This is a genomic window from Macrococcus sp. S115 (assembly GCF_030067655.1).
Classification (GTDB): domain Bacteria; phylum Bacillota; class Bacilli; order Staphylococcales; family Staphylococcaceae; genus Macrococcoides; species Macrococcoides psychrotolerans.
The window spans coordinates 209,532-234,988 of the sequence record NZ_JASJES010000002.1 but is presented as its reverse complement, the minus strand read 5'-3'; the positions used below and the strand labels follow the sequence as shown (position 1 = coordinate 234,988).

Genomic DNA, 25,457 nt, shown 5'->3' with positions numbered 1-25,457 from the left:
TATGAATAAAAAAGCATTAAATATATTAGAATATAACAAAATTATTGAGCGTGTTGACGCATTTACTCAAAATGAACTTTCAAGCAAAAAAGTGAGGATGACACAACCTATCAGCGACGAAGCTGAAATAGATAGCATGCTTGCACACCTTGAAGAAGCACGTCTAATAGAAATGACACAAACAGAACCTGGCATGAGTATGCTGAGCGATATTCAGTCGCTCGTACGCCGTGCAGTAATCGGATCAGTACTTTCGGTTGTTGAATTAAATAAAATTAAGAACAATATTAAAGTCGTCAATCGTTATAAAACATATATCGCGAACTTATATGAAGAGCGTGAACTGGAAATTCCGGTGACATATCATAAGTTCCAACAGTTACCTCAAGTGACGGAACTTGCTGAAAGTATACAGTCTAAGTGTGATGAAACGACATTGTTTGACCATGCGTCTCCAAAACTCTCGGAGATACGTCAAGAGATGAACCGTATCAACCGTCGTATAAAAGAGCGATTAGAAAGTATCGTTCGCAGCTCGAATAACCAGAAGAAGTTATCAGATGCGATTGTGACGATTCGTAATGGACGACAAGTAATTCCGGTGCGCAGTGAATATAAACAGGATTTTCCTGGTATCGTTCATGATACATCGAGTAGCGGCCAGACATTTTACATTGAACCTAACAGTATTGTACAGTTATCAACAGAACTGAGTGCAGTAACGCATCGTGAACAAGAAGAAGTTGAGCGTATTCTGTATGAACTGATGAATGAAGTCGCAGAATATGATAATGCACTGACATATTCGACGGATGTGTTATCTGATTTAGACGTACTTATGGCTAAAGCGAAATATGGAAACCGTAACAAGATGGTCATGCCGAATGTTGTAAAAGCACGTACTGTAGATTTACCAGGGGCATGGCATCCATTATTACCAGCTGATACGGTCGTAAAAAATAATATTAGTTTTATCGGTGACACACAGACCGTCATCATTACTGGACCAAATACAGGCGGTAAGACAGTAACATTAAAAACAACTGGGCTGATTATCTTGATGACACAAAGTGGTATGATGATACCTGCTGCTGAAGGTGCAGCAATCAGTATCTTTGATGAAGTATTCTGTGATATCGGAGATGAACAGTCAATTGAGCAGTCACTGTCAACGTTCTCAAGCCATATGACAAATATTGTATCGATATTAAAAGATATGACAAGTAACAGTTTCGTTATGTTTGATGAACTTGGTGCAGGAACAGATCCGAGTGAAGGTGCAGCACTGGCGATGAGTATATTAGATAAGTGTCTCGAGCAGAACATTATGACGATGGCGACAACGCATTATCCAGAACTCAAAGCTTATAGTTATAATCGTGATCGTGTTATGAATGCGAGTGTGGAGTTTGACATTGAAACATTAAGTCCAACTTATCGTTTGCTGATGGGAGTACCAGGTAAAAGTAATGCGTTTGATATCGCGAAGAAGTTAGGACTGAGTCCTTCGATCATAAAGCATGCACGACAAATGATTCAAATGGATGATGTTGAGATAGATAATATGATCAAAAGCTTAGAAAGTAATGCAAAGCAGATGGAAGATGATCGCATCTTCACAGAACAGCTGAAGTTAGAAGTTCAGTCATTGCATAGTGACTTAAAGAAGAACTTTGATAGTTATTTAGCACAAAAAGAAAACTTAATTGAACGTGCGAAACAAGATGCGAATAAGATTGTTAAAGATGCTGAAAAAGAAGCGGATGAACTATTAAAAACATTACGTAACTTAAAATCAAATGCAGATATAAAAGAAAACGAATTGATTGAAAAACGTTCAAAACTCGGTAAAATGTATCATGAAACAAAGATTAAAGCAGATAAAAAATCAACGAAGAATGAAGTGATAGAAAAAGGTGACCACGTAAAAGTGTTAAGCTACGGTCAAAAAGGAGTCATTCTTGACGTAGATGGCAAGGAAGCAATTGTACAGATGGGAATTATCAAGATGAAATTACCGCTTGATGAACTCGAAAAAGAAGCACCGCCTAAAGAGGATAAGATTCGTGTAGTACCGCGAAGTAATCGTCAGACAATTAAGATGGAACTGGACCTGCGCGGTGAACGCTATGAAGATGCACTAATAAAACTAGAGCAATATCTGGATCAGGCGCTTCTCAGTAATTATGAACAGGTGACAATCATTCACGGTAAAGGGACCGGTGCCCTTCAAAAAGGAGTGCAACAATATTTAAGACGTTCAAAAGCTGTATCAAGTTTCCGTGGAGGTACACCTTCAGAAGGTGGATTTGGCGTTACAGTTGCTGAACTGAAGTAAGGAGGAGCTATGGATAATTTCGATATGTATAAGCTCGCAAAGGTGCTGATTGTAATTTCAGTACTGATGCTTTTAGGTGGCATCATTTATTTATTTGTAGTTTAATAAATGAGCAAAAGGAATGACCATCAGATATTTATTTGATATACTCCTTTTATAAATGAAATAGATATGGAGGAATAAATTATGGCTTTAATTAATGCAACTGATAGTAACTTTGAAGATAATATTAAAGAAGGTGTGACTTTAGTAGACTTCTGGGCACCTTGGTGTGGGCCTTGTAAAATGATTGCACCTGTATTAGAAGATTTAGCAAAAGACATTGAAGGTAAAGCAAACATCGTTAAAGTTGATGTTGATGAAAACCAAGCAACAGCAGCTAAATTTGAAGTGATGAGCATCCCAACTTTAATCGTATTTAAAGATGGTCAAGCAGTAGACAAAGTTGTAGGGTTCCAACCTAAAGAACAATTACAAGCTGTGCTTGCGAAACATTACTAATCAATAATACTTGCGGGCGGGACTCTAGTCTCTGCCCTTTTTTTTATGACTGAATGAATGTGTGGTGAATGTCGTGGAAGATTATGAAATACAAATAAAGAATAAATTATCCGTATTGCCATCTGAACCTGGATGTTACTTGATGAAAGACAGGAATAACCAAGTCATCTATGTCGGCAAGGCAAAGAACTTAAGAAACCGTGTACGCAGTTATTTTACGGGGAGTCACGATGAGAAGACGACGCGTCTTGTAATGGAAATACGTGATTTTGAATATATTGTGACTAGTACAGAGATTGAGTCATTATTGCTCGAACTGACACTCATTAAAAAGCACTATCCAAGATATAATATCTTACTGAAAGATGATAAGAGTTACCCATTTATCAAGATTACAAATGAAAAGCATCCGAGACTTCTTGTTACAAGAACAGTAAAGAAAAATAGCGGAAAATATTTCGGTCCGTATCCAAATGCGTATGCTGCTCATGAAACGAAGAAGCTGCTGGATAGAATTATTCCGTTTAGAAAATGCACGCACCTGCCTGATAAATTGTGTCTATATTACCATATCGGTCAGTGCCTCGGTCCGTGCGTGTATGATGTTGATCAAGCAGAATATCAGAGATACATACAGATTGTTACTAATTTTTTAAACGGACAGGATACGACCATTGTCGAAGAACTTAAAGAGAAGATGAATGAGAAAGCAGAAAATCTTGAGTTTGAAGAGGCAAAAGAATATCGGGATCTCATACAGCATGTAGAATCATTGATGTTTAAACAGAAGATGATGACCAGTGATATGACGACACGTGATATATTCGGTTTCAATGTAGATAAAGGCTGGATGTGTGTGCAAGTATTCTTTATCCGTCAAGGAAACTTAATTGAGCGTAAGGTACAGATGATTCCGTTGATGGATGACGCGAAGAGTCACTTTTATAATTTTATTGGACAGTTCTACCAATTAGAAGAGAATATATTGCCAGGTGAAGTGCATATACCCCTGGGATTGGATATAGAGATGGTCCGCTCAGTTGTAGACACCAAAGTGATTCAGCCTAAAAAAGGCAAGAAAAAAGAGATGGTCGACCTGGCAGTGAAAAATGCGACAATTGCATTGGCAAATAAATTTGACATAATCGAGCGTGACGAATCTAGAACGATAAAAGCGATAGAAGAGCTTGGGAATGCAATGGGTATTGAAACACCGATTAGAATTGAAGCTTTCGATAACTCAAATATTCAAGGTGTGGATCCCGTTGCGGCGATGATTACTTTTGTTGATGGCAGACCAAGTAAACGTGATTATCGTAAGTATAAGATTAAGACGGTGTCCGGACCAGATGATTATGCAAGTATGCGAGAAGTTGTCCGACGTCGTTACACGAGGGTGCTTAAAGAAAATCTGCCGTTACCAGACTTGATTATCGTCGATGGCGGGAAAGGCCATATGACAAGTGTTCAGGATGTTCTTATCAATGAGCTTAATCTTGATATTCCAGTTGCAGGTCTTAAGAAGAATGATAAACATATGACAAGTGAACTCATCTATGGTGATGAATTTAATATCATTCCACTGAATAAGAAGAGTCAGAGCTTCTATTTACTACAGCGTATTCAAGATGAAGTGCATCGTTTTGCAATCAGTTTTCATCGCAATACTAGACGTAAGACAGGCCTATCTTCACAGCTCGATCAAATAGAAGGTATGGGTCCAAAACGCAAGCAGAAGCTGATGAAACATTTCGGTTCTGTTAAGCGCATCAAAGAAGCTTCGGTTGAAGAAATTAGTGCTGCTGGATTGCCGGAGAAGCTTGCAATTGAAGTAAAGACAAAATTAAATCTTGAATAAATCGTTTTAAATGTTTGTGAAATCATATAATTGAGAATCATTTTCATATCCCAAAACGTATGAATAAATGATACAATAAGAACAACAATTGATTTCACAAACTTTTTTTTAATATTAAATGTAATCGGTTTCTTGATTTCGATACATAAGAGGCGTATTATTGAATTTGTGAAATTACTAATAGTTTATAGGGGGGACCTCACTTGGCAAGTTCAGACAAATCTTTTGCACTACGCAGACTACATTCATTACTTGGTGTAATTCCGCTCGGTGTCTTTTTGATTCAGCATTTAGTCATCAACCATTTTGCAGTAGCAGGGCCGGAAAGTTTCAATAAAGCTTCTGACTTTATGTGGAATTTACCATTTAAGATTGTATTAGAAACTTTGGTAATCTATTTACCGATTCTATTCCATGCAATTTATGGTGTTTTCATTGCTTTTACTGCGAAAAATAATGTACAGCGTTATTCAACATTCCGTAATTGGATGTTTTTATTGCAGCGTGTAACGGGGGTTATTGCATTTATCTTTATCGCGGTACACGTTTGGCAGACGCGTGTTCAGGCAGCACTTGGACATCATGTTAATTATGATATGATGGCGGATTTATTTAGTAATCCGATTACGTTAATCTTATATGTAATTGGAATTGTAAGCGTAATCTTCCACTTTGCTAATGGACTATGGTCGTTTGCAGTGAGCTGGGGTATTACACAATCTCAGAAGTCACAGAACGTTATGGCATACGTGTCATTATTAGTGTTTATCGTCGTTACGTTTATCGGTTTAAGAGCGTTATTCGCATTCGTATAATTTATAGATATTTAGGGGAGTGACATATCAATGGCAAAAAGTAACGTTATCGTTGTCGGTGGGGGACTAGCCGGTCTTATGGCAACAATTAAAGCGGCAGAATCAGGTACACCGGTTGATCTATTCTCACTTGTACCGGTGAAGCGTTCACACTCTGTTTGTGCACAAGGCGGTATTAATGGGGCAGTTAATACAAAAGGTGAAGGTGACTCACCATATATTCACTTTGACGATACAGTTTACGGAGGGGATTTCTTAGCGAATCAACCTCCAGTTAAAGCAATGACAGAAGCGGCACCTGGAATCATTCATTTATTAGACCGTATGGGTGTGATGTTCAACAGAACACCTGAAGGCCTACTTGATTTCCGTCGTTTCGGTGGCACTTTACACCACCGTACTGCATATGCAGGTGCGACAACTGGTCAGCAATTATTATATGCATTAGATGAACAAGTACGTAAATTTGAAGTAGAAGGTTTAGTTACGAAGTATGAAGGATGGGAATTCCTTGGTGCGGTTATTGATGATGAAGGTGCTGCGCGTGGTATCATTGCACAGAACTTAACAACATCTGAAATTAAGTCATTCAAATCTGATGCTGTAATTATGGCGACAGGTGGTCCTGGAATTATCTTCGGTAAATCAACAAACTCTATGATCAACACAGGTTCAGCGGCGTCTGTTGTTTATCAGCAAGGTGCAATCTACGCAAATGGCGAATTCATCCAGATTCATCCAACAGCGATTCCTGGAGACGATAAACTACGTCTGATGAGTGAATCAGCTCGTGGTGAAGGTGGACGTGTATGGACGTATAAAGATGGTAAACCTTGGTACTTCTTAGAAGAAAAATATCCTGACTATGGCAACTTAGTACCTCGTGATATCGCAACGCGTGAAATCTTCGACGTATGTGTCAACCAGAAGCTTGGTATTAACGGAGAAAATATGGTGTACCTTGATCTATCACATAAGGATGCTCATGAACTTGATGTTAAACTTGGTGGTATTATTGAGATTTATGAGAAATTTACAGGGGATGATCCACGCAAAGTGCCAATGAAGATCTTCCCGGCAGTACATTACTCAATGGGTGGATTATGGGTCGACTACGATCAGATGACCAACATTCCTGGATTATTTGCAGCTGGTGAATGTGATTACTCACAGCACGGGGGTAACCGTTTAGGTGCGAACTCATTACTATCTGCAATTTACGGCGGTATGGTTGCCGGACCTAACGCAATTAAATATATTAAAGGTCTAGAAAAATCATATGAAGACGTATCAGAAGAAATTTATACGCAGCATGTTGAAAAAGAACAGAAACGCTTTGATGCATTGCTGAATATGAAAGGAACTGAAAATGCGTATAAACTGCACAAAGAACTTGGAGAAATCATGACGGCCAACGTTACTGTAGTGCGTCATAACGATCGTCTGCTTGAAACAGATAAGAAGATCGTTGAGCTTATGGGACGTTATCATGATATTGATATGGAGGATACAGCATTGTGGAGCAACCAGGCTGTCTTCTTTACGCGCCAGCTTTGGAATATGTTAGTGTTAGCACGTGTCATGACCATTGGTGCATACAATCGTAATGAATCTCGTGGCGCCCATTATAAACCGGAATTCCCTGAGCGTAACGATGAAGAGTGGTTAAAGACAACGATGGCGAAGTACAGGGGTCCGAAAGAGGCACCCGAATTTTCATATGAGCCAGTGGACGTATCTTTAATCCCGCCACGTGTTCGTGACTACTCTAAATCAAGTAAAGGAGGTAAATAATCATGGCAGAAAAATCAATCAAACTGATTATTAAACGTCAAAAAGATGCAAATAGTGCACCTTATGATGAAACTTTCGTGATTCCTTATCGCCCGAATATGAATGTGATTGCTGCATTAATGGAAATTCAGCGTAATCCAATCAATGACAAAGGTGAAAAGACAACGCCGGTAACCTGGGATATGAATTGTCTTGAGGAAGTGTGTGGCGCATGCTCTATGGTGATTAATGGGAAAGCACGTCAATCATGTTCAGCGATTATTGATACGCTGGAGCAGCCAATTCGTTTAGAACCAATGGCTACATTCCCGATTATTCGTGACTTACAGGTTGACCGTACAAAGATGTTCGACAACTTGAAACGTGTAAAAGCTTGGGTACCGATTGACGGCACATACGACTTAGGTGCTGGGCCGCGTATGCCAGAAAAGAAACGTCAAACTGCATATGAATTATCGAAATGTATGACGTGTGGTGTCTGCTTAGAAGTATGTCCTAATGTGAACAAAAATTCTAAGTTTATGGGTGCTCAGCCAATTTCTCAGGTGCGTTTGTTTAACTTACATCCAACAGGAAGTATGAACAAGGATGAGAGACTCCATGCACTGATGGGAGAAGGTGGTCTTGCTGAATGTGGAAACTCACAAAACTGTGTGACAGCATGCCCTAAAGGTATTCCTTTAACAACATCTATCGCGGCAATGAACCGTGAAACAACATTCCAGATGTTCAAATCATTCTTTGGTTCTGACCACCAAGTTCAATAATTTGTAAGATGATAGCTTTCAGAAATTTAAATTTCTGAAAGCTATTTTTTTAAAATAATATATTTGAATTATATATTTACTGAAACTTAGGGTAATTATTTGTTATGATAAGAGTATATATGTAAAAGGAGACGCCTATGAACCAGGATATTATTGCTTTAGAATATGAACTTAGGAGACTTGCAGATATCATCAAGAATGAAGGTCGGCAAGAATTGATAGCGTATAACATCTCTGATGTCCAGTTTATAGCTGTTCAGTGGATTAAAGAGACGGACGCGATGACGATTGGCGCATTGTCTAAACATCTGAATCTCGCTATATCTTCTACATCAGAACTAGTGGATCAGCTTGTTCAGAAAGAGTTTGCTGTGCGCAGAAAGGATGATGAGGATAAACGTAAAGTGAATATTCATCTAACGGAGCGTGGACAGCAGCTTATTGATGATGTCATTATTAAACGCCAGCGTTATCTGCAGTCACTCGTTAAAGCGTCCGAATACAGTGTTAAAGATTACTACAAGCATACCCATGCTTTATATAAAGGAACAGAAGAAGGTGAACGTATTGAATCAAGCGATAGGAGTAATTGATTCAGGCGTTGGTGGATTAACTGTAGCGAAAGAAATTATGCGACAGCTTCCAAATGAAACAATCTACTATCTTGGCGATGAGGCGCGTTGTCCTTATGGTCCGCGTACACAAGAGGAAGTAAGACGATTCACAATACAGCTGGCAGAATTCCTTATTAATAAACATATAAAGATGCTTGTCATTGCTTGTAACACTGCAACTGCCGCCGCGCTTGAGTCTCTGCGTGCGACATTTGACATACCGATTATCGGTGTAATCGAACCCGGAGCCAGAACAGCGATTATGACGACTGAAAATAATCACGTGCTTGTGCTGGGAACAGAAGGAACAATACGCTCGCATGCATATAAAGAGAAGATACATATGATCAATCCTCATATTGAAGTTGCTGGGAAAAGTTGTCCGGAATTCGTACCATTAGTAGAAAGCAGAAGATATAAGGATGAAGCAGAAAGTATGCGAATCATCTCTCAGGCTTTGCAGGAATTCAAGACGCATAAAAGTGATACTGTAATTCTCGGTTGCACACATTATCCGTTATTACAGGAATATATCAATCGATTTTTCGATGATCAGAAGAAAGTGATTTCATCAGGACTAGAAACGGCACGTGAGGTGAGTGCGCTTCTTACGTTTAGAAATGATCATGTGACACAGCCTGCTGCTACGGCACACCGTTTCTTTGTTAATGGTGATGCAGAACATTTTACTGAGATTGCAAGAGAATGGTTAAAAGACCCAGATATACATGTCGAATCAATTCAACTGGAGGATATATGAAAGAAATCGTAATCGCTACTGGAAACAAAGGAAAGATCAATGACTTTAAGCATATTTTTAAATCACATAAAGTGATTGGAATTAAAGAATTAATAAAAGATTTTGATGTTGAAGAGACCGGAACGACATTTGAAGAGAATGCAGCATTAAAGTCAGAACATGCCTGTCAATTACTGAACAAGATCGTGATAAGTGATGACTCTGGATTAGAAGTAGAGGCACTGAATAATGCACCGGGAATATATTCAGCACGTTATTCTGGAGAAGATGCTACTGATGAATCAAATCTGGATCTTGTTCTGCAGCAGATGGAAGGTCAGAACAATCGAAAGGCACGTTTTGTATGCGTGATTGCAGTGAGTATCCCTGGAGAAAAGACGAAAACTTTCAGAGGTGAAGTTGAAGGTGAATTACTGACTGAACGTCGTGGAAATAAGGGCTTTGGATATGATCCAATCTTCTATGTTCCAGAACTCGGGAAAACAACAGCTGAGCTTACAGATGAAGAAAAAGCAAGAATCTCACATCGTGGTAAAGCAATTGAACAATTACTTGATTCACAAATTATATAAGGGGTGTTCTTATGAAGTGGGTAATCGTAAGTGATAATCATCGTATGAAAGGCATTTTGACGGATATTGTATCTGTTCATGACGATGCAGATATATTTATCCATCTCGGTGATTCTGAATTTGATTATAGTGACCCTGAATTAAAGCCGTATATCAGAGTCGCAGGCAACTGTGATTATGGTCATCAATTCCAATCTTCTACACGAATACAGATGCATCATATAAATGCCTTTGTAACACACGGGCATTTATATGATGTTGGTAGAAGTCTTGTGAAACTTGCAGAAGCAGCAGCTGAAGCAAATTGTAACCTTGCTTTCTATGGACATACTCACGTCAAGCATATTGAAACAGTGCAAGGTGTCGTATGTATCAACCCTGGATCGATTGCTCAGTCAAGAAGTGAGGACGTGGAGACCTATGCAGTATTAACGGTTGAAGAAGAGAATCAGATGATAACGTATTATAATCAGAATCATGAAATTACAGATAAAGAAATCATTTTATTGTAGAACAGTAAGGCAGAGTACTTGGATAGGACTCTGCTTTATAATGTATTTATCTTTTTATTGTGTAATTAGAAATTATTGATGTGATTATTAGTCAATTTATTTTCCGATTGTTGTTGACTTTACCTCTTAAAGTTGATTATAATTAATCTTGTGTTAAATATTGTCCTGGTAGCTCAGCTGGATAGAGCAACGGCCTTCTAAGCCGTCGGTCGGGGGTTCGAATCCCTCCCAGGACGTACCAATACGTTGATATTACAACGTTCCAAGAGTGCAGGTGTCAAATGAGTGTCAGGAGAATAATTCTCTCACTCGTTGACCCTGTATTTTTTTATGTTCATCAAGTAAATGTGTATATATATCTAACGTGATTGATATGTTCGCATGACCTAAACGTTTGCTAATATATTCAATCGGTATCTGTTTACTGATCAGGTACGATGCATGTGTGTGTCTTAAAGCGTATGGTGTAATCTCATCTGAAATGCCTATATGTGTTTTAAGCTTTTTAAATACCTTATTTACAGCAGTATGCGACAACATGAAGATTTTACCGTCTATTCTTTTAGGGTGTTTTAAAAGGTGTTTGTTGATTAAAATAACATCATTCTTAGATACTTCCACAATTCTATCAGCATTTTCTGTCTTAGTACCATGTAGATGAATAGTATTGTCTTTGATACTAATATCTTCATACCTTAAATTATTCACTTCTGAAAATCGTGCGCCTGTGATTGCTAGAATATAAAGTAATATAGAACTTCTTTCATGTTTGCCTTTTAGATAGTCTATAACAGCTTCGTATTGCTCAATAGACATATACTTCGCCTGTTCCTTCTTTGCTTCTACAGTACCTTTAAAATTGATTTTATGAGTAGGGTCTTTTTTCAGATAACCATCATATACTGCATCCTTTAAACAAGCCTTTAATAAATTATTCACTTTACGTACTGTTTCGGTCACATGCCCTTTTGAGTAATTAGTGATAAACTTCTGATACTCTGAACGAGTGATATTCTTAACAAGTATATTTTCTCCGAAGTGATCTAAAAATAAAGTTAATGCTCTGTTATACCAATAGACCTGCTTATCTGATAAATCAAGTTTTCCGTTGATTTCAAGCCAGTCATTGTAATAATCTTTAAAGCGTTTGTTATCCTGAATATAATTACCATCATCAATCTGTTTAATCAATTCAAGTGCTGCATTCGTTGCATCTGCTTTAGTTTTAAATCCTGCCTTACGTTTCTTACAATTCTTGAATGACGGGTCTTTCACATCGTACTGCCACGAAAAACCACTCTTATTCGTTCTTTTATATACTGTAAATGTAGCCATGTTCATGCTCCTTTTCTTCAATTTAGGTATAAAAAAATAAGCCTGCAAAAAAGGACAGACTTATATTAAGTTTTTATTCTCTTTCAATTCCATTTTCGTCGTATACGTCCACTAAGCTATTCCATCTGCCAATCAGATTATTGTTTATATCCATAGTGGTAGGTTCTTTAATTTCTCCCATAATTATTAAAGGGTTAGTTTCTTTGTTGTATCGAGCTACAGTGTCGTTATATTCACTTACTGTAGTATCTTTAGTGCCATCATTCATTCCTGCTGCTTTGAATAATTCCATAGTGAATCCAGGAGTGATTAATTTGTCGTTAGCATCAGATGGTATGTCAGTTAAAGATATACTTGCTTTATGCATATCATTATATGCTTCGTCTACATCATCGGTATCGGTATAGACTAGCTCACTTAAATTATTCGCTATTTTTTCTGTTAAATTTGCGTCTAATTTTTCTTTACCATAATACTCTAATTCAGAATTTATATATTCAAGAGCGCTAATATGTGCCGCATTTGTAAATAATCCAGCTAATAAAGAAGCGTCACTATAATTCGCATCATTTGCGCCAACCTCTAAATTCTTTGCGTTTTCTTCATAAGCCATACTATATACTGTCGCAATATCGTTTAACATTTTATCTAAAGTTGTATCTTTCATTATCTTTAAGTCTTTAGTATCTTTTATAAATTTTTCTTTAGCGTCTTTGTATTTTTGTGAATCAGACTTATATTGATCTACAGACTTTTGAGATACAATATTCTCTGAATCCAAAGAAGCATCATTTCCTTCAGCTATTTCATTTAGTTTTGCAGCATATTCTTGTAGCGCTTTGGAATATTGGTTGTATTCTTTCTCTTCATTCGCGAAACCTTTATCTTCATTAGTGGTGCTTTGCGTTGTATTTTCTCGACCTTTATTTACTGCTTTATCTTCTTCGTTTCCTTCTTTTTCTCCACATGCGCCTAATAATAATGCTGATGCGATTGTAAGTCCTGCTAACGATTTATAATTCATTCTACCAAATACCTCCATTAGTTCTGATAATCATTAGTTCTTATCATTATTTAAAATATTTACTTTTATATTACTTTCATCTTAGGATGTTATCTGCCACCTCAATTCATTTCTAGTTTTATTTTATTAAACCAGCCATTTTCGAAATCTTCTTTAGATAATCCTTTTGTATATGCCTTAGGATTTACAAATTCATCTTGAATAATAGCTAACATTAAATTAACTGAATTAATAATTACTTTATTACTAAATTCAAAAGGTTTAATAGCATTCTTTAAATCATATTCTAATTGAGAAAGTGTAAAAATGTTATTAGCTATCGCAGAGCGATATTTGATTATATCTTTTGAGCTGATAGGCATATTTATGTGTGCATTGTAAAATTCATTGTTCAAAATATACTTTCTGAGTAAGAATGAAATATGAATCAAGTAAGCAATATTTAAATAATAAAATCCTAAGTTATATTCTTTGTACTGAAAATATATTTCTGAGAGTGTAAAGCATAATGATTTTATTTGGTATATTGATGTATATTTATCAGACTTTAACCAATATTTTATACGATCTGAATATATACCAACTTTTAGATCAAACTCTGAAATACCAGGATGCGTTATATAATAACGATATGCATCTTCTATAGATATGTCAATTCCATGGATAAACTCCAAAAGGAACTCTGTTTCTTTATATACATCAACATATTCATTATTAATGGTGTAAACCTCAGGCAAATATACAGATGATAAATTAGCATCATTTTCAATTAATCTTAAAACTAAATCTTTTTTATTACCATTTATTCTTAAATTATTTAATTTAAGAATTTCTATTAATTCTGTTTTTTTTAGTTTTGACAAAGTAAGCATTAAGTTAGAATTTTCTAATATAACGCCATCTTTTATTAAATTTTTTAATATGGTCATTGGGTCAATAGGATATATATATGGCCATACTTTTTTACTTAATACAGTGCCTTTAGTTTTTCCGTTAATTAAATGCATTACTAAAAGTTCCAAAGCAGTCAATTTTCTCATCATATGCCTCCTAATAAATAGATATATCTATACTTTTTGTATTTTTAATGGCTCAAAATGAATTAAATAGCCCGAATATCTAACATATAATCCAAACTTCGCTTTATAATCTTCAATTGCCTCATTGAAATGCACTCGATCTATTTCAAGATGTAGACACATCTCATATATATCTCCCCAAAGACCTTTTTTGTAGCACTCAATAAGTTTTTCTAAAGGTAGTATTAATTTGTGGCCAAAACGTCGAGCTCTTAACTCTTGTCTTGCTGCATCAACATTGTACTGTTTATCGTAGAATGACAGGACATCACCATATGAAGTCTCATGGTGGCCAATTTCTTCAGCTAAATGACCGTTTTGCATATAGTAATTAAGTTTATCTGTTATTGTAATAATTCCGTTAGGATATTCAAAGTACCGTTCATATAATCCGCCCATCTTAGCAGGCATATTTTCATCATATTCGATTACCATGTTTGGATAAGGATCTAATAATTTCTCTCTAAGTTGCATCTTCACAACTCCTTACTTATTGCGATTTCTTCTTAAGCTGCGTTTCATTTCTATGTATGCTAATATTTCTTCCATTTCTTCATCAGTCACATCGCCATCGATATGTGCTGCAATTGTTTCGATGTTATTTTTTTCTTCTGTTTTTTCGTGCTTTACTTCATTTTTTGTTAAATCATCTAAAGAAACATTGAAGTAATGTGCTAAAGCTGTAGCATGCGCAATCGAAGGAGATGAAGTGTTTTCTTCCCAACGTTGAATAGTAGATTTAGAAAATTTTACATCATATTTCTTATTTAGATCATCTGCTAATTCTCTATATGTTAGTTTCTTCTCTTCTCTAAGTCTTTTAAGATTGGTTGCAAACATTTTATTTTCCTCCGAAAATTAATTATTTTTTTCTATATATCTATAATAAGGTATGTGTCCCAAAATTGCAACGTATAATACGATATTTTGTCCTATTTTTGAAATTTATTCGTTGACAACGATTTTTGTATGGTTTAAGATGATTGTAGTCCTAAAAAAGGGACAATAAAAAGAGAAAGGAGAAGCTTATGGATTTAATCAAACCACCAAACCTAAAACTCAAAAAGTACATGATTGAACACGACATCAAACAAAAAGAACTGGCGGAGGTTCTTGGCATTACGCAATCCTTATTTTCGCAAAAGATAAATGAAAATAGGTCAACTTTTAGTTTGGAAGAAGTGAGATTATTATGTGCTCATTTAGGTTTAAACATGCATGAATATTTTTTTGAAGAGAATGTCCCAAAAATAGGACTTAAAATGAATGAGCTTAATGATTAAGGGAGGTTAGTCTATGCTAACAATCGATTTATCAGACGTTAAAGCTGAACTTGTTGCAGTACTTCAACAAGCAATGCCACAACGTGAATACGCAGACTTTGCAGACGCGAAACATGAGTTTCCTGAAATATGCGGAATATCATTCAGTGATCTCGAAAAGAAAGTTTATTCGCATCAGGACTTTAAGCAATATATCAGAAGGTTTGAAGGCAGCAATAAACGTTATATCGAAGTGGCACCTGCAAGAGAATTCATAAGAAATTTTATGGTAAGGGAGTGTAACAGATGAAACTAATTATAGCAACATCAACTGTTTTACTCGCTATTAGCTACATCATCACATTAGTAAGCGACCATCTCGCTCCACTCGAAACAGCAGGACTATTCATCGTACTATCGTGTGCAGCATTACTACTCGTAGTCAATAGTGAGTTCGTTGAAAGCGATAAATAAGATTAGTCACATTATAGTGCTGACGTACACAAAAGGTCAGATACAACGATATAAACGTGACTTGAATTATTACACAAGGCATAACGATATTAGAGTAGTGCATAAGCGATTTGATGATAGTGGTGGCGTGATTAAGTTTCAATACATTCGTTAAAGGAGGTGATGAGATGATACCTGATAACGAGTTCATGAGAGATGTGATGGAAGAGTTATTCACTTCTTATGAAGCAGATGAGAGCCATGTTTTCGTTACTAAAGATGATGAAGAAACAGAAGAAGATGAAGACAAATAAAAAACACATACCTTTAACAGATATGTGCAGTCGTTACTAGTCATCTCGATTGTAACATATTCTGCGCAGGTAGGAAATGGAGAAATTATGGAAGCTATCGAATTTTGCAAATCAGATTTTCTATATATGTTAAATGAATTGAATAAGTACGCTATTGAGAACGATGTGAAAGATGTGTGGATAAATCACAATACTATGTGTGGGTGGATAGAATTAACGCATTTTAGCGATTCTTACGAATATGGAAACAGAGATATTCATATATCACTTAGACATGACAGTCACGAATCAGCGTATGAAAAGTACGAGTACATGATGTCAATTATGAAAGATGGTGCGCTGATATGATAGTCGAAAAATCTGTATTCACTTATAAAAATCATGGTTTCACAAAGTTTATTGAAATGTTAAACGATCATTGGACTTTGAAGATTATATCAAATAAGGATAGCGAACCGATTTACGAAGGCGAATTCTACTCGATAGAAGATACTCATTATTTAAATGATGACGTAATCGTTGCACTTGATGAATATTTAATGACAGTAACAGATGAACTCGCGCAGATAGGTAGCTACTTACTAGGGTGGAGGTTATCAGAATGAGTAACGTTGAGAAGAAAATCGAAAGAGCGATTATTGATTACTTAGAATCATTCGAGAACAGTTGGGTGTTTAAGGTCCATGGTGGCAGTCAATTTCAACGTGCTGGTGTACCTGACATTCTCGCTTGTGTAAATGGTCGATTTGTAGCAGTTGAAGTTAAACGTCCTAAAGGTGGCATTATCGCACCATTACAGCAAGAAAATGTTGATTGGATTAATAGAGCAGGAGGTGTCGCACTTGTCGCAACAAGCGTCGATGAAGTTGAATTCGAGCTTACTCGAAACGGTATCATCAAAACTCATTCTTAAGCCAACGCAAGCAGAAGTGATTAAAGAAGCGAACAAGAACGTACTTTATGCACTAGGAACATCAAGTGGTAAAACATTAATCAGTTTACACCACTATATGAAACACAACGAAGGAGAACCACTCCTTATCGTAGCACCACCTGTAAAGATATTAGAGGGTGGTTGGGACAGAGAGATAAAGTTCGTAGAAGAACGATATGGCATAACGATAGATTACGTCACATTAAGCTATGGCAAGTTAAGACAAAAAGACGTATGGCAAGAATATAAGAACATGTATGTCATATTCGATGAATGCCAGGGGATTAAAAACCCGACAAGTAACACAGGAAAGTTTGCAAGAAAACTCATCGATCATAGTACAGGTTGGTGCATGTTAAGTGCCACGCCAATGTCTAACGGTTGGGGAGACAGCATGAACTACTTCATCATCAATGGTTACGTTAAGAATAAAACACAGTTTGAACGTGACTACGCTATTAAAGAGATGAAGCGTAAAGGGAACGGACAGCAGTATCCGATTATTACAGGATACATCAAACAGGATGTATTAAAGCAGTGGTTCAACTCATTCGCAGTTGAGCGACCAACAGATTACTTTCACGATTTACCTGAGATACAGTTCGAACAGGTCTATCTGCCAATGAGTAAGACGTACAAGACTGTTATGAAAGATAGAGTATTGAAAGTTAAAGATGATGAAGGTAAAGAAGAAATCATACTTTTTGATACGCAACCAAAACTACAAGCAGGACTTAGGTATCACACGAATCAAGTGAAGAAGTTAGAGTGGCTTGAAATGTTACTCGATGGAACAGATGAAAACGTACTTGTGTTCTACCACTTTACAAAAGAGAAGGACGATATAAAGGCGCTAGCAGAAAAATTAGGTAAGACCATCTTCGAAGTGAGTGGTCAAGAGAAAACAATGCCTGATCATGAAACGTGGGACGACTTAAAGAACAGTATTACAATCGTACAGTATCAAGCAGGGGGTTCAGGAATTGAACTTCAATATAACTCGCTGTGTGTGATTTATACACCAACATATTCGTACCAAGATTATGTACAGGCACTAGGACGAGCGCAGCGTGTAGGCATGAAGAAAAGACTTACAGTCTACCAACTGAAAACACGCGGCACTGTCGAAATGAAAGTATATCAGGCACTAGAAGATAAGAAAGACTTCACAGAGAAGTTGTTCGATGAATATATGGAGGGGACAGAATGAGTACACTTTATGAACTAACAGACCAATTTGTTAAAGTTTCTGAATTACTACAATCAGGAGACTATGACGAGCAAGTTTTAAACGACACTTTAGAATCAATTCAATTATCACTTGAAGATAAGGTTGATGGATATGTAGGAGTAATCAAGAACTTCGAAACAGAAAATATTGCAATCGACCAGGAAATTAAACGACTGCAAGAACGTAAGAAAGTGAACATGAACGGTATTTCACGACTTAAGGACAACTTGATGTACAGCCTAGAAGAAACAGGACAGAAGAAAGTGAAATCAGCACTCAATACTGTAACGATACGCAACAATGCACCATCACTACAAATTGATGATGAGAAAAACATTCCTAAAGAATTCTTCATTGATCAAGAGCCAAAACTTGATAAGCGAGGATTACTGAATTATGTGAAAGATATAGGAGAATTTGAGGGAGTATCAATTAAAAATTCACAATCTTTGGTGGTGAAATAGATGACAACACAACAAACACAATCAAAACCAACACCGATACCAACACCAACACCAACACCTGCAGCAACACAACAACAATCAACACTCAAAGCATTAGGTGTTAAGAACTTAGCGAAACAGAACAATGAGAAGTATTACAAATTCGTTGTGTATGGTCGCTTTGGCACAGGGAAGACAACAGCACTTACAAGAGAGAATAACGCTCTTATCTTAGACATCAACGAAGATGGAACGACAGTCGCGCAAGATGGCGCAGTTGTTGAAGTGAGAGATTGGGAGCATTTAGAAAATGTTATCAAGTACTTGCCACAAATTCTTAAAGAACTGAGAGATAACGGTAAGCAGATTGACATTGTAGTTATTGAAACAGTACAGAAGTTACGTGACATTACGATGGATGGCATCATGAAAGGTAGTAGTAAGAAACCAACGTTCAACGATTGGGGTGCTGCTGCAACAAAGATTATTCACATGTACAGATTCATCGGTAAGTTACAGCAAGAACATAAGTTTCACTTCGGTATCACAGGTCATGAAAAGTTAAATACTGAAAAGGACCAAGACGGAGCAACGATAAATGCGATGGTCAGTATCGAAGCACAAGACCAAATTAAGAAAGCAATCGTATCACAGGCTGATGTACTTGCTAGGGCATCAGTAGAAGTGACTGAAACAGATGGCGTGACAACACCACACTATTATTTATCAGTTGAGCCATCAGAACTATATGAAACAAAGATTAGACACTCGCCAAATGTAACGATCAACAACAAACGATTTGAAAATGCAACGGTATCAATGTTAGTTGATGCAATTAGAAATGGTAACTAAATAAACTTACAGACACTCAGCACATGGACCAATATAAAAAACATACAAAAAATACAGCACTTCAAGTGCAAATAAAAACTAAGGACGGTATATAAATTATGAAAATGACAATCAACTTTACAGACGCAAAAGAATTCGGAGCATTCTTACCAGCAGGGAAACACACAGTGAAAATCAAAGCAATCAAAGCAGAAAGCACTAAAAATGGTTACCCTCAAGTACACATCACATTCGCAGATAAAGAAGATAGAGAGTTTACACATTACCAATCAGCAGATTTTGAACAAGGGTGGGTACGCAATTGGTTCTACAACTTCTGTAAGAATGCAGGATTACAAGTAGAAAAAACAAACTTTACATTCGATACAAACGACTTAATCGGTAAACCATTATTTGTAGATATTAAACGTGAGTACAACGAGTACAGCGATAAATACAGAAACGAATTAAAATACACTGCAAAATATGAAAAAGAGAAAGCAGACAATTGGAACGAAGAGTATCCGATTTCTCCTGAAGAACAAGCACATAAAGCTAAAGAATCCAATAACAACGCACAGTCAACTAATCCATTCGCACAACCTGCAGCTACAGATAATCCATTTGCACAAGCAACTACAGACACTGCAGACAGTACAGAAGATTATCCATTCTAATACACAACATCATAAGGCTAGGGTAACACCTAGTCTTTATTTATAAAGTAGGTGCATTAATGATTGAACTAGATCACGACAACAACATTAGTATTACTATCTTTGAGAACGAGTACAACACAACACCTGTACAGAATACAGACACAACAGTGTCATTTCTATACTCAGTGTTATCAAAACCGAAAGTTGGACCGAAGAAATCAAACATGTGCTTTGTTGGGGGTCAGGTTTACCCGAAAAGAAATAATAAGAACACATTAAATCGTTCGGTACTGACATTCGACTTTGACGAGATGCCACCCTATTTCAATCTATTCGAGCATGTGAGAGAACGTTTTATGTTCGGGTTCGCAGTATACAGTACACATAACCATACAGAAGAAAAACCACGTATGCGTTTGGTAATACCACTTGATAAACCTTACGAGTTATCGCCACAGGAGTATCGTGCAGCAATTCAATACATTACAAATGATGTACTTGAACTTGATTGTTTAGACCCTGCAAGCGAAGTGTTATCACAAGTTATGTTCTTACCGACATGCGAAGACCCTAATATTTACGAATTTGACTATGTAGATGAAGAGATTTTCATTCTCGATGAAATACTCGATAGATTAGAAGTTATCGCTCAGGCATCGACTGAGGACGTACAGAGTAATGAATATTGGCTCGATATATTAAGAGGAAAAGGAGAAGGTGGACGTAATCAAAGTTGCGCTCAACTTACAGGACACCTGTTGAGACGATTCATTGATCCATACGTTGCTTACGAGATTGTCAACATGTGGAACGAACGTAACAATCCACCACTACCGCAGAAAGAACTTGATACAACATTCAACAGTATATTACGCACTGAACAGACGAGACGTAATGAAGATAAAGTCGTTATGAGTAAGGAACCAATCATTCGCTCATGACAGAAAGGAGCGTAAACATTGGGAGTAGATTTTAACTTGATGGATGCTTTAAGAGCATCTAATCAACAAGAAGAGAACGAACCTGTAACATCACTTGACGTTGCCAGGAACAGAAAAGAGTTCTACACAGAGAATAAGAACGGAAGTAAGTCGCTGATTCATCAGAAGTTCGCTGTACACATGATAAATAAGCACCACATCATCACACTAGATGACCAACTTCACATTTATCAGGACGGTGTCTACAAGTCAAACGAACAGATTATCAAGCAAATCATGATTAAGGAACTGCCTGAACTTAAACAGGTACAGATTAGAGAGGTGCTTGAATACATCAGACTTGTTGCACCCGAGATGGAACACGCATCACCATTTTTTATCGCTTGTAAGAATGGCATATACGATTTTAATAAGAAGGAACTCCTGCCATTTAATCCATCTATCGTTACAACTTCAAAGATAAATGCAGTTTATGACGAGAACGCACAATGCGAAACGATAGATAAAGCGTTCATCACGATAGCAGATGAAGATTTTCAAATCGTACAGCTATTCCTAGAGATTACAGCGTACATGATCTACAAACAGAACTTCCTAGATAAAGCATTCTTATTAGTCGGTCATGGTGGTAACGGTAAATCAACACTGATGAACATGTGGTCATCATTCATAGGAGAAGAAAATGTATCAGCAATTAGTCTTACAGGATTAAGCGAACGTTTCAACGTTGCAGAACTTCATCACAAGCTACTGAACGCTGGGGATGATATACCACTACAGACAATTAAAGATGCATCGAACTTCAAGAAGTTAGCAACAGGGGAACGTATCATGGCAGAACGTAAAGGGCAAGACCCTTTTACATTCCGTAACTACAGTAAGTTAGTGTTCAGCGCGAATGATGTACCGAGATGGTTTGAGAATAACAACGGTATCTTTGACAGGATTGTCATCGTACCATTGAACGCTAACCTGCGTAACAGTCCAAATCGAGACCCGTTTCTTGAACAGAAGATTACGACAGAAGAAGCGAGATCATATCTGTTTAAGTTAGCCATAGATAACCTGGATAAGTTAATGAAGACGCGTAAGTTCACGATACCTGATGTATCAAAGCAGAAGATGGAAGAGTTTAAGGTGGATAACAATCCGATACTTACCTTTATAGCAGAATCGGCAATACACCAAAGAACAACACAGGAAGTATATGACGAGTACAGAGATTGGTGCGAGAGTGAAGGGTTTAGATTCCCACTTACGAAACGTCAGTTTACAACAGAGTTGAAGAACAATGGCTTTGATATATATGTAACAACAGATGCACATACCAGGAAACGAGTGAGAAAGTTCAAAGGGAAAGAAAGTTAAAAGACTTTCAAAAGACTTTCAAAAGACTTTCAAAAGACTTTCAAAAGACTTTCAAAAGACTTTCAAAAGACTTTTAAGACCTTTTAGTAGCTGCACGACTTAACGTCAAGACAATGTGACTACACTTCTTACTAAGAAACTACACTAAACTACACTTTTATTTTTACAAGTGTAGTCAAAAAAAGGCTTAACATCAGCACTTTATCTAATTTGACTACACTTACTACATTATTTTTTATATATAAATAAATATTAAATAAATAAATATATATAAAAGGTAGGGCTTTTTTAGTGAAGTAAGTGTAGTCAACAGGCTTGAACCGTTGATAACACTGTGTTTTTTGACTACACAACTCAAAAAAGAAGTGTAGTAGAAGTGTAGTAGAAGTGTGTCGTAAGAATAAAAGAAAGGATGAAGTGAGATGAAACTTGAACCGGTAATGGAAATAAACTACAAGAAAACATACGAAAAATATAAAAGCATCGCTACAGTGACTTATCAGAGTTTCATGCTTCGTATGCGCGAAAATGATATGACATGGCAAGAAGCGTTGACAAGCAATCAGTATGGCACAGCAGGAACGAAAAGAGACAGTGATAAAGTTTCTTATATTAAAACGATCATAGAAGAAGGTAACTATCATTTATTGTCTAGCAGACTAAAAAAATACTATAAGGATAATCCCGAACTATTCAAAGGTGGTGCATGATGTGGAGATTGAACCTGTAATCAACTTATTAGGCACATATAAAAAGTATAGGTATATCGCAGATGAATATGGTGTATCGTTTTCGACTTTTGAAAGACGTATGAGCGATAACTACACATTAGAAGAAGCGCTCACACTTCCGAAAGGAAAACATACGAAGAAACGTGAATATAAGACACCCAAACATGAAACTAAGAAGATGGTCATACAGATGATAGAAGCAGGCGTACCTATACCGAAGAAATATATAAAAAGATTCCCTGAGTTATTTGAAAACAGAGTATAAGGAGTGGTTGAGATGACATACAGAAACAAACGTATCAACAGACACGTACATGCGAGAAAGCCTGTGAACAGCGAGTTTGAAGAGAGAGAACAACGCATAACGATTACCAAACGTGCTGAATTGAAAGAGTTCAAGTTTGGTAAGTACCCGAATAAGTTACTCGAGATGATGTTTAAGGGGTGGTAATCATGTACGGACTACTGAATAGCATTAAACTACTCGATGATAAAGAACAGTTCGCAACAACGGTCATTCCACTAAAGAATGGCATGTATAAAATATTGGAGCGTACAGAATTCTATCGTGTACGCTATCCTGCAACGATAACGAGTAGCGAGGGAGTTACAGCATACTGCGAAGAATATGGCTTACACAGAGCGAGTATGAAGCAACTAGCACTATTCGAATGAGGAGTGAATCACATGATCATCTACTTAAAAGAATCAGAATTCATAAAACTGTTTAACCACTACATGAATAAAGGTTGGTATACAGATAAAACAGATAAACGGAACGGTAATATCTATTATTCGCTTATAGATGACACGTACAGAGTATTAGACGTGTCGGGGGAGGTTTATGTAGAGGAGTTCAATAACGCTCAGGAAATGCACGCACAGTACGATGAGCGAGTGCATGAGCAGGTAACTATATTTGATTACTGAGGTGCTACATGGATAAGTATAGAGACATGATGGTAGAACATGGCACAGGCTTAAGAAAGCAACATACGAACTATGGATTTAAAGGCTCAGTTAATGAGTTCCTGGAATCAATTAGAAAATACGATTGTCCTTTTATTCAAGTATTCGAAAGGATTGACGGAGAGTTAGTGCTGCTATGGTCTAAAGATAATAAAGGAATGCTACAGCAGGGAGAACAAATGGAGTTATTTTAAGGAGGAGAAATTATGATTAGTACGCAACGCATTTACAAGATTAAAAAAGAAGATTTTTATGGTGTATTTCAGAAAGCTTATTTTAATCCAGCAACAACAGTAGAAAAACACCCGGTCGCAGTAATTAAGTATGACGACAGATTAATAGAATGTTACCCAGCACAAGTTGAATTCGAGGAAGAGTGATCCAAATGTACGAAGACGTTCTATACGGTGGTTTCTACACAGTAACAGGTAAATGCAAGAAATACATTCATGTTGCTGGTACAGATGAAAAGGATAATGTTGTGACGGGGAGAGTGCCGAAGAGTGAGTTTTATAAGTGGTATAGGAAAGTGGAGTAATGAAAGGAGAGAGGGATTGTGGAAGTATATATTGTCGAACAAGTTTATGAAGGATACGAAGCTGTATTCTCAACGCTAGATAAAGCTATAGAGTTTACTAAGGATGAAAACCATTTAGATTATGGTGAATATAGAATTTTTAAAGAATACATCGATAGACCTAAAACAATTCCGATATTAATGGCTTATGTGAAATACGGAGTAGTAGAACTCGAAAAGGAGAATGACGAATGATTAAAACAGGGGATTATATCAAGCATAAAGACAACGGAATGATTTATAAAGTTGTTAGCAGCAGTGAGAAGTTGTTGTATGTCACAGACTTTAAGCAAACGTGGCAACACATTGGTGTTGATGTAGCTACAAATAATTTTATCGTCGTAGACTACAAACAACTTTACGAACAACAAAAACAACGTGCTGCAGAAGCTGAAAAGCGATGGAGTGAGTTGAAGGAAACACTATTGCTGTATAAAGACGTTCCTCAAAGAACACAATCATTTGATACTGTATTTGAACTCATGAGAGAAATGGAATTCAAAAAGGAGAACAACAATGCGTGATCCAAACAGAGTACTACACGACTTCGAGACCACTTTAAAACAACAGAACGAGAAAGGGATTGCAGAATATGGTCAATCCCTCTCACGTTCAAAGTTATCAGCAGTTGAACTACTCGACTACGAACTAGATGAGTTGGTAGATAGTATTCAATACAACAGAGTAGCAAAGCAACGCACATTACAAGCAGTCGCATTGTTAAAACAGGATACACCTGATGTAGAGGGTGCGATTAAATTATTGGAGGGCTAAC

At 36.8% G+C, this 25,457-nt stretch carries 39 protein-coding genes and 1 tRNA gene; 35 read left to right on the top strand and 5 right to left on the bottom strand.

The annotated features are described in order from the left end of the window. Position 1 precedes the first annotated feature (1 nt). From QNJ52_RS04425 to QNJ52_RS04375, 11 genes are all read left to right on the top strand, one after another. Positions 2-2,338, top strand: coding sequence for an endonuclease MutS2 (locus QNJ52_RS04425; protein ID WP_283721978.1), 2,337 nt, complete (start codon positions 2-4; stop codon positions 2,336-2,338). A 186-nt stretch (positions 2,339-2,524) separates the two neighbouring features. Then, positions 2,525-2,839, top strand: a complete 315-nt coding sequence (gene trxA, locus QNJ52_RS04420) for a thioredoxin (RefSeq protein WP_012657226.1) — start codon at positions 2,525-2,527, stop codon at positions 2,837-2,839. A gap of 73 nt (positions 2,840-2,912) precedes the next feature. After that, positions 2,913-4,697 carry an excinuclease ABC subunit UvrC gene (gene uvrC, locus QNJ52_RS04415; protein ID WP_283721977.1) on the top strand — a complete coding sequence of 595 codons (1,785 nt, stop codon included), beginning with the start codon at positions 2,913-2,915 and terminating at the stop codon, positions 4,695-4,697. Between the two features lie 203 nt (positions 4,698-4,900). Continuing rightward, entirely contained in the window at positions 4,901-5,512 is a 612-nt protein-coding gene (locus QNJ52_RS04410; RefSeq protein ID WP_099482861.1) for a succinate dehydrogenase cytochrome b558 subunit, read from the top strand. A gap of 30 nt (positions 5,513-5,542) precedes the next feature. Continuing rightward, a complete protein-coding gene (gene sdhA, locus QNJ52_RS04405) occupies positions 5,543-7,306 on the top strand; it encodes a succinate dehydrogenase flavoprotein subunit (protein WP_219492413.1) in 1,764 nt (587 codons plus the stop codon). A gap of 2 nt (positions 7,307-7,308) precedes the next feature. After that, positions 7,309-8,073, top strand: a complete 765-nt coding sequence (sdhB, locus tag QNJ52_RS04400; protein WP_219492412.1) for a succinate dehydrogenase iron-sulfur subunit — start codon at positions 7,309-7,311, stop codon at positions 8,071-8,073. Between the two features lie 137 nt (positions 8,074-8,210). Continuing rightward, on the top strand, positions 8,211-8,666 hold the full coding sequence (locus QNJ52_RS04395; protein WP_219492409.1) for a MarR family winged helix-turn-helix transcriptional regulator: 456 nt from the start codon (positions 8,211-8,213) through the stop codon (positions 8,664-8,666). Continuing rightward, the gene (racE, locus tag QNJ52_RS04390; protein WP_241427441.1) at positions 8,641-9,447 is read left to right on the top strand and encodes a glutamate racemase; all 807 of its coding nucleotides are present in this window, start codon (positions 8,641-8,643) and stop codon (positions 9,445-9,447) included. The genes QNJ52_RS04395 and racE overlap by 26 nt, the downstream gene beginning before the upstream one ends. Beyond that, on the top strand, positions 9,444-10,019 hold the full coding sequence (locus tag QNJ52_RS04385) for an XTP/dITP diphosphatase (RefSeq protein ID WP_219492407.1): 576 nt from the start codon (positions 9,444-9,446) through the stop codon (positions 10,017-10,019). Before racE ends, QNJ52_RS04385 begins: the two co-directional genes overlap by 4 nt. A gap of 11 nt (positions 10,020-10,030) precedes the next feature. Continuing rightward, entirely contained in the window at positions 10,031-10,531 is a 501-nt protein-coding gene (locus QNJ52_RS04380) for a metallophosphoesterase family protein (protein WP_219492404.1), read from the top strand. Between the two features lie 162 nt (positions 10,532-10,693). Continuing rightward, a tRNA-Arg gene (locus tag QNJ52_RS04375) sits at positions 10,694-10,767 on the top strand. A gap of 52 nt (positions 10,768-10,819) precedes the next feature. On the opposite strand, the gene QNJ52_RS04370 is transcribed toward QNJ52_RS04375, so the two are convergent. From QNJ52_RS04370 to QNJ52_RS04350, 5 genes are all read right to left on the bottom strand, one after another. Continuing rightward, complete coding sequence (locus QNJ52_RS04370) at positions 10,820-11,866, bottom strand: site-specific integrase (protein ID WP_283721976.1); 1,047 nt, start codon at positions 11,864-11,866, stop codon at positions 10,820-10,822. A 73-nt stretch (positions 11,867-11,939) separates the two neighbouring features. Next, a complete protein-coding gene (locus QNJ52_RS04365) occupies positions 11,940-12,890 on the bottom strand; it encodes a hypothetical protein (protein ID WP_283721975.1) in 951 nt (316 codons plus the stop codon). A 101-nt stretch (positions 12,891-12,991) separates the two neighbouring features. Then, entirely contained in the window at positions 12,992-13,930 is a 939-nt protein-coding gene (locus QNJ52_RS04360) for an SAP domain-containing protein (RefSeq protein ID WP_283721974.1), read from the bottom strand. 27 nt (positions 13,931-13,957) lie between these two features. Beyond that, on the bottom strand, positions 13,958-14,443 hold the full coding sequence (locus QNJ52_RS04355) for an ImmA/IrrE family metallo-endopeptidase (RefSeq protein WP_283721973.1): 486 nt from the start codon (positions 14,441-14,443) through the stop codon (positions 13,958-13,960). A gap of 12 nt (positions 14,444-14,455) precedes the next feature. Beyond that, entirely contained in the window at positions 14,456-14,809 is a 354-nt protein-coding gene (locus tag QNJ52_RS04350) for a helix-turn-helix domain-containing protein (RefSeq protein WP_283721972.1), read from the bottom strand. A gap of 188 nt (positions 14,810-14,997) precedes the next feature. Here QNJ52_RS04350 and QNJ52_RS04345 point away from each other — a divergent pair, with 188 nt between their 5' ends. The 24 genes from QNJ52_RS04345 to QNJ52_RS04230 all read left to right on the top strand — a co-directional run bounded on the left by QNJ52_RS04345 (position 14,998) and on the right by QNJ52_RS04230 (position 25,456). Next, positions 14,998-15,252: a helix-turn-helix transcriptional regulator gene (locus tag QNJ52_RS04345; RefSeq protein WP_283721971.1), complete on the top strand. Its 255-nt coding sequence runs from the start codon at positions 14,998-15,000 to the stop codon at positions 15,250-15,252. A 13-nt stretch (positions 15,253-15,265) separates the two neighbouring features. Continuing rightward, entirely contained in the window at positions 15,266-15,541 is a 276-nt protein-coding gene (locus tag QNJ52_RS04340) for a hypothetical protein (RefSeq protein ID WP_283721970.1), read from the top strand. Next, on the top strand, positions 15,538-15,705 hold the full coding sequence (locus QNJ52_RS04335) for a hypothetical protein (RefSeq protein WP_283721969.1): 168 nt from the start codon (positions 15,538-15,540) through the stop codon (positions 15,703-15,705). Before QNJ52_RS04340 ends, QNJ52_RS04335 begins: the two co-directional genes overlap by 4 nt. A 167-nt stretch (positions 15,706-15,872) precedes the next feature. After that, positions 15,873-15,998 (top strand): hypothetical protein, encoded by a 126-nt coding sequence (locus QNJ52_RS04330; protein ID WP_283721968.1) that lies wholly within the window; start codon positions 15,873-15,875, stop codon positions 15,996-15,998. 87 nt (positions 15,999-16,085) lie between these two features. Further along, positions 16,086-16,346, top strand: coding sequence for a hypothetical protein (locus tag QNJ52_RS04325; protein WP_283721967.1), 261 nt, complete (start codon positions 16,086-16,088; stop codon positions 16,344-16,346). Then, on the top strand, positions 16,343-16,603 hold the full coding sequence (locus tag QNJ52_RS04320; RefSeq protein WP_283721966.1) for a hypothetical protein: 261 nt from the start codon (positions 16,343-16,345) through the stop codon (positions 16,601-16,603). Before QNJ52_RS04325 ends, QNJ52_RS04320 begins: the two co-directional genes overlap by 4 nt. After that, complete coding sequence (locus QNJ52_RS04315; protein ID WP_283721965.1) at positions 16,600-16,911, top strand: VRR-NUC domain-containing protein; 312 nt, start codon at positions 16,600-16,602, stop codon at positions 16,909-16,911. The genes QNJ52_RS04320 and QNJ52_RS04315 overlap by 4 nt, the downstream gene beginning before the upstream one ends. Then, on the top strand, positions 16,841-18,142 hold the full coding sequence (locus QNJ52_RS04310; RefSeq protein WP_283721964.1) for a helicase-related protein: 1,302 nt from the start codon (positions 16,841-16,843) through the stop codon (positions 18,140-18,142). Before QNJ52_RS04315 ends, QNJ52_RS04310 begins: the two co-directional genes overlap by 71 nt. After that, positions 18,139-18,627: a siphovirus Gp157 family protein gene (locus tag QNJ52_RS04305; protein ID WP_283721963.1), complete on the top strand. Its 489-nt coding sequence runs from the start codon at positions 18,139-18,141 to the stop codon at positions 18,625-18,627. Before QNJ52_RS04310 ends, QNJ52_RS04305 begins: the two co-directional genes overlap by 4 nt. After that, complete coding sequence (locus QNJ52_RS04300) at positions 18,628-19,458, top strand: AAA family ATPase (RefSeq protein ID WP_283721962.1); 831 nt, start codon at positions 18,628-18,630, stop codon at positions 19,456-19,458. Positions 19,459-19,556: 98 nt separating this feature from the next. Next, positions 19,557-20,114 carry a hypothetical protein gene (locus tag QNJ52_RS04295; protein ID WP_283721961.1) on the top strand — a complete coding sequence of 186 codons (558 nt, stop codon included), beginning with the start codon at positions 19,557-19,559 and terminating at the stop codon, positions 20,112-20,114. A 59-nt stretch (positions 20,115-20,173) separates the two neighbouring features. After that, positions 20,174-21,037, top strand: coding sequence for a primase alpha helix C-terminal domain-containing protein (locus QNJ52_RS04290; protein ID WP_283721960.1), 864 nt, complete (start codon positions 20,174-20,176; stop codon positions 21,035-21,037). A gap of 18 nt (positions 21,038-21,055) precedes the next feature. Next, positions 21,056-22,405, top strand: a complete 1,350-nt coding sequence (locus QNJ52_RS04285) for a DNA primase family protein (protein ID WP_283721959.1) — start codon at positions 21,056-21,058, stop codon at positions 22,403-22,405. Positions 22,406-22,827: 422 nt separating this feature from the next. Continuing rightward, entirely contained in the window at positions 22,828-23,115 is a 288-nt protein-coding gene (locus QNJ52_RS04280) for a hypothetical protein (protein WP_283721958.1), read from the top strand. A 1-nt stretch (position 23,116) separates the two neighbouring features. Then, a complete protein-coding gene (locus QNJ52_RS04275; RefSeq protein ID WP_283721957.1) occupies positions 23,117-23,401 on the top strand; it encodes a hypothetical protein in 285 nt (94 codons plus the stop codon). A gap of 12 nt (positions 23,402-23,413) precedes the next feature. Further along, a complete protein-coding gene (locus QNJ52_RS04270) occupies positions 23,414-23,587 on the top strand; it encodes a hypothetical protein (protein ID WP_283721956.1) in 174 nt (57 codons plus the stop codon). 2 nt (positions 23,588-23,589) lie between these two features. Then, positions 23,590-23,811, top strand: coding sequence for a hypothetical protein (locus QNJ52_RS04265; protein WP_283721955.1), 222 nt, complete (start codon positions 23,590-23,592; stop codon positions 23,809-23,811). Between the two features lie 12 nt (positions 23,812-23,823). Beyond that, the gene (locus QNJ52_RS04260) at positions 23,824-24,066 is read left to right on the top strand and encodes a hypothetical protein (RefSeq protein ID WP_283721954.1); all 243 of its coding nucleotides are present in this window, start codon (positions 23,824-23,826) and stop codon (positions 24,064-24,066) included. An 8-nt stretch (positions 24,067-24,074) separates the two neighbouring features. Continuing rightward, entirely contained in the window at positions 24,075-24,299 is a 225-nt protein-coding gene (locus QNJ52_RS04255; protein WP_283721953.1) for a hypothetical protein, read from the top strand. A 12-nt stretch (positions 24,300-24,311) separates the two neighbouring features. Next, complete coding sequence (locus QNJ52_RS04250) at positions 24,312-24,485, top strand: hypothetical protein (protein ID WP_283721952.1); 174 nt, start codon at positions 24,312-24,314, stop codon at positions 24,483-24,485. A 5-nt stretch (positions 24,486-24,490) separates the two neighbouring features. Further along, positions 24,491-24,643, top strand: coding sequence for a hypothetical protein (locus QNJ52_RS04245; protein WP_283721951.1), 153 nt, complete (start codon positions 24,491-24,493; stop codon positions 24,641-24,643). A gap of 18 nt (positions 24,644-24,661) precedes the next feature. Then, positions 24,662-24,877, top strand: coding sequence for a hypothetical protein (locus tag QNJ52_RS04240; RefSeq protein WP_283721950.1), 216 nt, complete (start codon positions 24,662-24,664; stop codon positions 24,875-24,877). Beyond that, positions 24,874-25,206: a hypothetical protein gene (locus tag QNJ52_RS04235; protein WP_283721949.1), complete on the top strand. Its 333-nt coding sequence runs from the start codon at positions 24,874-24,876 to the stop codon at positions 25,204-25,206. The genes QNJ52_RS04240 and QNJ52_RS04235 overlap by 4 nt, the downstream gene beginning before the upstream one ends. Next, entirely contained in the window at positions 25,199-25,456 is a 258-nt protein-coding gene (locus QNJ52_RS04230; RefSeq protein WP_283721948.1) for a hypothetical protein, read from the top strand. Before QNJ52_RS04235 ends, QNJ52_RS04230 begins: the two co-directional genes overlap by 8 nt. The last annotated feature ends 1 nt before the right edge of the window (position 25,457 follow it).